6 protein-coding genes and 1 rRNA gene are annotated in these 6,339 nt (G+C 48.8%); all 7 read left to right on the top strand.

The features are described 5' to 3' along the window. Positions 1-94 (top strand): 5S ribosomal RNA (gene rrf, locus AC6B99_RS30745); the annotation flags it as partial. A 488-nt stretch (positions 95-582) separates the two neighbouring features. Then, positions 583-1,044 carry a CtsR family transcriptional regulator gene (locus tag AC6B99_RS30740; RefSeq protein ID WP_056035708.1) on the top strand — a complete coding sequence of 154 codons (462 nt, stop codon included), beginning with the start codon at positions 583-585 and terminating at the stop codon, positions 1,042-1,044. A 39-nt stretch (positions 1,045-1,083) separates the two neighbouring features. Beyond that, positions 1,084-1,608, top strand: a complete 525-nt coding sequence (gene mcsA / locus AC6B99_RS30735) for a protein-arginine kinase activator protein McsA (RefSeq protein ID WP_046234191.1) — start codon at positions 1,084-1,086, stop codon at positions 1,606-1,608. A 24-nt stretch (positions 1,609-1,632) separates the two neighbouring features. Continuing rightward, a complete protein-coding gene (mcsB, locus tag AC6B99_RS30730; RefSeq protein WP_081418818.1) occupies positions 1,633-2,712 on the top strand; it encodes a protein-arginine kinase McsB in 1,080 nt (359 codons plus the stop codon). Positions 2,713-2,714: 2 nt separating this feature from the next. Then, positions 2,715-5,186, top strand: coding sequence for an ATP-dependent protease ATP-binding subunit ClpC (gene clpC / locus AC6B99_RS30725; RefSeq protein WP_056035710.1), 2,472 nt, complete (start codon positions 2,715-2,717; stop codon positions 5,184-5,186). A gap of 280 nt (positions 5,187-5,466) precedes the next feature. Beyond that, positions 5,467-5,892 (top strand): hypothetical protein, encoded by a 426-nt coding sequence (locus tag AC6B99_RS30720; RefSeq protein ID WP_056035714.1) that lies wholly within the window; start codon positions 5,467-5,469, stop codon positions 5,890-5,892. Between the two features lie 16 nt (positions 5,893-5,908). Continuing rightward, complete coding sequence (locus tag AC6B99_RS30715) at positions 5,909-6,259, top strand: antibiotic biosynthesis monooxygenase (RefSeq protein ID WP_056035716.1); 351 nt, start codon at positions 5,909-5,911, stop codon at positions 6,257-6,259. Positions 6,260-6,339 lie beyond the last annotated feature (80 nt).

Below are 6,339 nucleotides of genomic sequence, written 5' to 3'. Positions count from 1 at the left end.
ACCACGCGTTCCCATCCCGAACACGACCGTTAAGCCCTCCAGCGCCGATGGTACTTGGACCGCAGGGTCCTGGGAGAGTAGGACGTCGCCAAGCACGAGAAGCCTGCCGCAATCATTGCGGCAGGTTTTTTGTTGTCCTATAAACTGATACATAATCATATAGCGAAAATGCTGTGCACAACTTATCTACAGCCGTGGATGAGGGGCATAGTATTTTTTTGTGGAAAGAATAAGTACCTATTCGCAAGGTTGTTCACATGTGCGTAAGTTTAATTAGCCTTATATGAACATAATGTAAACACGAGTTATGCACATTCGTTCACTTTTTATGCACAGCCTGTTTATAAATAGGTCCGATCTACGCTGGTCGGGTATAAATAGTGCTTTTTCGCATCATGCTAGGTAGTAGCCTTGTGTATAAATGCTTGTGGATGAATAGTCAGAAAATTAAGATTCCATCTCTTGACCTTTCTTAAATTTTGCGTATAATAAAGTTAAAGTCAAAGAAAGTCAAAGTCAGTTGGAACTGCATATGAATAAGCGTAAGCTTGTGCTCCATGCAGTACCAGGGAGGTTGGTGATATGCGAAACATTTCCGATCTCATTGAACAGTATTTAAAGAATATGCTGCAGGAAAGCACGGAAGGCTCGGTAGAAATACAGCGCAATGAGCTGGCTGAGAAGTTCTCGTGCGTCCCTTCCCAGATTAATTACGTTATTAGTACACGTTTTACGCTGGAGAAGGGTTACATGGTTGAATCGAAGCGTGGAGGCGGAGGTTATGTCCGGATTCAACGGGTAGAGCTGCCAGCCTTGCAGACGATTCAATTTCATATTCGGCAGACGATTGGAGATTGCGTGGAGCAGAGCGTGGCGGAAGGGCTGATTTATCAGCTTGAAGAAGCGCTGTTGGTGACGAAGCGCGAAGCACAGCTGCTGCGGGCAGCGATTGATCGGGAAACGATTGCGGTCAAGCTCCCGCTGCGTGATGAGGTAAGGGCCCGTTTGCTAAGAGCGATGCTTATATCGCTTCTGGTTAAATAACTTTACCGTGCGTAAGTGCATGGAAAGGGGTGATTTGTCTTGATTTGTCAGGAATGCGGCAAGAAGCCGGCAACGCTTCATTTTACGAAGATTGTCGGTGGAGAGAAGACAGAGTTTCACATTTGTGAAGCTTGTGCGCGTGAACGGGGTGAAGGCATTCCGGGAACGGCGAATGGCTTCTCTATCCACAGCTTGCTGTCGGGTCTGCTTGATTTTGATCCATCTGGAACATCGGGTTCAGCAGGGACGAAGCCTTGCCCGGTCATACGCTGTGACGAATGCGGATTCACTTATGCACAGTTCAGCAAGATCGGACGCTTTGGCTGCAGCGCCTGCTACAAACATTTTTCAGATAAGTTAGATCCGCTGCTCAAAAGGGTACATGGTAGTACGGTGCATACGGGGAAAATTCCGAAACGCTCCGGAGGGCAATTGCAAAATAAACGAGAACTTGATCAGCTCAGACGCGAGCTGTATGATCGTATTGAGCAAGAAGAATTTGAAAGTGCGGCTCAAATCAGGGATCGTATTCGTGAGCTTGAGCGTAAAATAGCAGAGCTGTAAGTCGTGAAGTAAGGAGGATACCTCTTGAAGAGTCGTCGTTTTTCTGAGCAAGCGTTAAGCGATTGGATGAAAGGGGATGGTCCCGAGTCAGATATCGTCATCAGCAGCCGAATACGCATTGCCAGAAATTTAAACCATCATCCGTTTCCGTTGCTGGCTACGAAGGAGCAGTCGCTTGAGGTTATGGAGCAGCTGGCTGCTATCGGGGCATCTGGAAAGCTTGAGCCTATCGGTCATTTTGATACGATCGTGTTATCCGATCTTACGGAGCTGGAGAAGCGTGTATTGGTTGAAAAGCATTTGATCAGCCCTAATCTGGCTAATGAATCTCGAGGCGGAGCCTTCATCCTCAGCGATAATGAATCGGTGAGCATTATGATTAATGAAGAAGACCATCTGCGAATTCAATGTCTGTATCCGGGTTTTCAAATTCAGGAAGCTTGGACGCTGGCGAATCGGATCGATGATATTTTTGAGGCGGAGACCGAATATGCTTTTGATGAGAAACGCGGTTATTTAACGACATGCCCGACCAACGTTGGAACAGGCATTCGCGTATCCATTATGGTGCATTTGCCGGCACTTGTGCTATCATCGCAAATCAATCGGATTTTGCAGGCGGTCACGCAGGTAGGGCTCGCGGTTCGCGGATTGTATGGGGAAGGCAGCGAAGCGCTAGGCAATGTGTTTCAAATCTCGAACCAAATTACACTCGGTCAATCTGAACCGGAGATTATTGAGAACTTGTACAGCGTAGCTAAACAAATTATTGAGCATGAGAAAGCAGCTCGAATAAGGCTCCTAGCTGAGTCTAAGCTACGCATTGAAGATAGAGTAAAGCGGTCTTATGGGATTTTATCCTATGCGGCTATTATGGATACGAAGGAAGCAGCACAGCGGCTTTCAGATGTAAGGTTGGGCGTTGATTTGGGATTGCTGGATAATATAACGCCTCAAGTCATGAATGAATTAATGATTATGACGCAGCCTGGCTTCTTGCAGCAAGTATTTAAGGAAACGATGAATGCGGAGCAGCGGGATTATCGCCGGGCAGAACTTATTCGCAAGCAGTTGCGAAGTCAAATGGAACATGGGGGTGCGTAACGATGATGTTCGGAAGATTTACGGAACGGGCACAGAAGGTGCTTGCATTGGCGCAGGAAGAAGCAGTTCGTCTTGGACATAACAATATTGGTACAGAGCATATTTTACTTGGATTGATTCGTGAAGGGGAAGGCATCGCCGCGAAAGCGCTGATTGGACTTGGCCTGGGCCTAGAGAAAATCCAGGATGAGGTTGAGGCTTTGATCGGAAGAGGCCAGGAGCAGCCGACGAATATTGCCTATACGCCACGTGCGAAAAAGGTCATTGAGCTCTCTATGGATGAAGCGAGAAAGCTGGGCCATACGTATGTGGGTACGGAGCATATTTTGCTCGGACTCATTCGTGAAGGAGAAGGGGTTGCAGCCCGCGTGCTGAACAATCTCGGCATCAGCTTGAATAAAGCACGCCAGCAAGTGCTGCAATTGCTTGGCAGCAGCGAAGCCATCTCCAGCAACCATGGCGCTCCATCAAATGTGAGCACGCCAACGTTGGACGGACTTGCCCGCGATTTGACCTCCTTCGCTAAAGAAGGCAATCTCGATCCGGTTATTGGCCGCAGTAAAGAAATCGAGCGCGTTATTCAGGTGCTTAGCCGCCGGACGAAAAACAATCCGGTTCTCATCGGGGAACCCGGCGTTGGTAAAACGGCGATAGCCGAAGGACTGGCGCAAAAAATTATTGCAAACGAAATTCCAGAAACGCTGCGCGACAAACGCGTAATGACGCTCGATATGGGCTCTGTCGTAGCTGGTACGAAATATCGCGGTGAGTTTGAGGACCGCTTGAAAAAAATTATGGATGAAATCCGCCAGGCCGGCAATATCATCCTCTTCATCGATGAGCTGCATACGCTGATCGGTGCAGGTGGAGCTGAGGGCGCGATTGATGCTTCGAATATTTTGAAGCCGGCACTAGCACGGGGCGAGCTGCAATGTATCGGTGCGACTACGCTGGATGAATACCGCAAATACATCGAGAAGGATGCTGCGCTGGAGCGCCGTTTCCAACCGATTACGGTAGATCAGCCTTCGCCGGAAGAAGCGGTACAAATTTTGTACGGCCTGCGCGATCGTTATGAAGCCCATCACCGGGTGAAAATTACGGATGAAGCGATTGTTCAAGCTGTTAAGCTGTCCGACCGCTACATTACGGATCGTTTCCTGCCGGATAAAGCGATTGACCTAATTGATGAAGCGGGCTCGAAAGTTCGCCTCAACTCATATACGATTCCGCCGAACCTCAAGCAGCTGGAAAACCGTCTGGAGGATATCCGCAAGGAGAAAGACTCCGCTGTTCAAAGCCAGGAGTTTGAGAAAGCGGCTGCGCTTCGCGATACCGAGCAGAAGATGCGTGAAGAGCTCGATATCACGAAAAATCAATGGAAAGAAAAACAAGGACGTACCGATTCCGAAGTGACACCTGAGGATATTGCACAGGTAGTAGCGAGCTGGACCGGCATTCCGGTAAGCAAGCTGGCAGAGGAAGAAACCGAGCGTCTGCTGAAAATGGAATCCATTCTTCACGGCCGTGTCATCGGACAGGAAGAAGCAGTCAAAGCGGTATCGCGCGCTATGCGCCGTGCTCGTGCTGGCCTGAAGGATCCGAAGCGTCCGATGGGTTCATTCATTTTCCTCGGTCCAACTGGTGTAGGTAAAACCGAGCTTGCACGTGCGCTTGCAGAAGCGATGTTCGGCGATGAAAATGCGATTATCCGCATCGATATGTCGGAATATATGGAGAAGCATTCGACTTCCCGTCTCGTTGGGGCGCCTCCGGGATATGTTGGTTATGAGGAAGGCGGTCAATTGACCGAGAAAGTACGCCGTAAGCCGTATTCGGTAGTATTGCTCGATGAGATTGAGAAAGCCCATCCAGAAGTATTCAACATTTTGCTGCAAGTGCTGGAAGATGGCCGTCTGACTGATTCTAAAGGACGTGTAGTCGATTTCCGCAATACGCTGATCATTATGACGTCGAACGTGGGCGCGGATCAAATTAAACGGAATTCTTCGCTGGGCTTCACAGCGGTTCACGACGCTGGCCGTGACTTCATTCAAATGAAGGATAAAGTAATGGCTGAGCTCAAAAAGAGCTTCCGTCCGGAGTTTCTGAACCGGATCGACGAAACGATCGTGTTCCACTCGCTGGAGCAAGAGCATATCGCCGAAATCGTCACTTTGATGTCCGACGATTTGCGCAAACGTCTGCGTGAGCAAGATGTAGACTTCTTGCTGACCGATACGGCGAAGGCGTTCCTCGCGAAAGAAGGCTTCGATCCGCAGTATGGTGCTCGTCCATTGCGCCGTGCGATTCAGAAGCATATCGAAGACCGTTTGTCCGAGGAATTGCTCGTTGGCAACATTCAAAAAGGCGACCGCTTCACGATTGATGAGAAGGATGGCGCGTTGACGGTAACCAAATCGGAGCCTCTTGATTTGGAGAAAGCGTCCGAAGAGCCGGCAGCTAAATCATAATCAAAAAGTGAGGATGCTGCACAGCTGATTACAGCTTATCCGCGCATCCGGCGAGCTAGCTTTATGCAGCTAGGCACAAAAATAGAAAGCTTCCAGAACCCGTGAACTTGACGGATTCTGGAAGCTTTTTTTATGCCTTAAACAGACAATCTTCATTCATTTTTATTTGACAATGAGAATCATTATCGTGTATCTTATAAGAGTAGACATTACTTTGAACATACACTCTTTCATATACAATGGCGAAGACTGGAACAGATGACGGAAGGCGGTAATAAGGATGGGTTTGCATGCTGCCAGAATAACGGCTGAAGAGGCGTCATATTTATCAAATGATTATATTAAGCAGTTCGTTAGAGCTGCACACATGGATTTTGACAAGGTAAAGCAAATGCTGAGTGAAGAGCCCGAGCTGCTGCACGCTTCCTGTGACTGGGGCGATGGCGATTGGGAAAATGCGCTAGGCGCAGCCGCTCATGTCGGGCGCAGGGATATTGCGCTGTATTTGCTGGAGCGTGGAGCAAGGCTGGATCTTTTTGCTGCTGCGATGTTAGGCAAGCTGGAAGTGGTTCATGCGATTTTAAGAGACGACCCCGCGGCGAAAGATGCCATTGGCCCGCATGGAATTCCACTCATCGTTCACGCCAAGATGGGTGGCGAGGAATCGCGCTTGGTTTATGCTTATTTGGAAAGCCTTCAGGCTTGATAGGAGGAGTAACATCATGATCGTGGTCACGAACACCATTAAAGTGAAAAAAGGGCACGGGGAAGCCGTAGCCGAGCGGTTCCAGCATACGAAGGGAATTGAGCTTTCTCCCGGCTTTATCCGGATGGAAGTGCTGCTTATGGAAAACTTGGTGGACTATGATGAGCTGAGAGTCGGCACAACATGGGAAAATAAAGCGTCGTTTGAAGGCTGGGTCAACAGCGACTCCTTCCGTCAGGCACATGCGCATCGTCAAACGAAAGCAGGAGAAGGCTGCAAAAGTCAGCAAAATGAAGTCATTATGCTGGGCTCCCAGCTTTCAACGCACCGGGTTATTGTGGCGCGGCAAGCGGCTATCCAAGCTTAAACGATAGCGTGTATAGGTTGTCTTTTTCAGAAAGTTCCCTTCTTCCTCTTGTGGATGACAGGGAACTTTCTTGCTGTATA

The sequence above is a fragment of the Paenibacillus liaoningensis genome (assembly GCF_059609455.1).
The sequence above is the reverse complement of the archived record's forward strand: the minus strand, read 5'-3'. Positions and strand labels throughout refer to the sequence as shown.

Excerpts from the sequence above, each read along its gene's own strand:
- AC6B99_RS30720 (WP_056035714.1), top strand. The coding sequence starts at position 5,467 with ATGGGTTTGCATGCTGCCAGAATAACGGCTGAAGAGGCGTCATATTTA.
- clpC (WP_056035710.1), top strand. The coding sequence starts at position 2,715 with ATGATGTTCGGAAGATTTACGGAACGGGCACAGAAGGTGCTTGCATTG.
- AC6B99_RS30715 (WP_056035716.1), top strand. The coding sequence starts at position 5,909 with ATGATCGTGGTCACGAACACCATTAAAGTGAAAAAAGGGCACGGGGAA.
- AC6B99_RS30740 (WP_056035708.1), top strand. The coding sequence starts at position 583 with ATGCGAAACATTTCCGATCTCATTGAACAGTATTTAAAGAATATGCTG.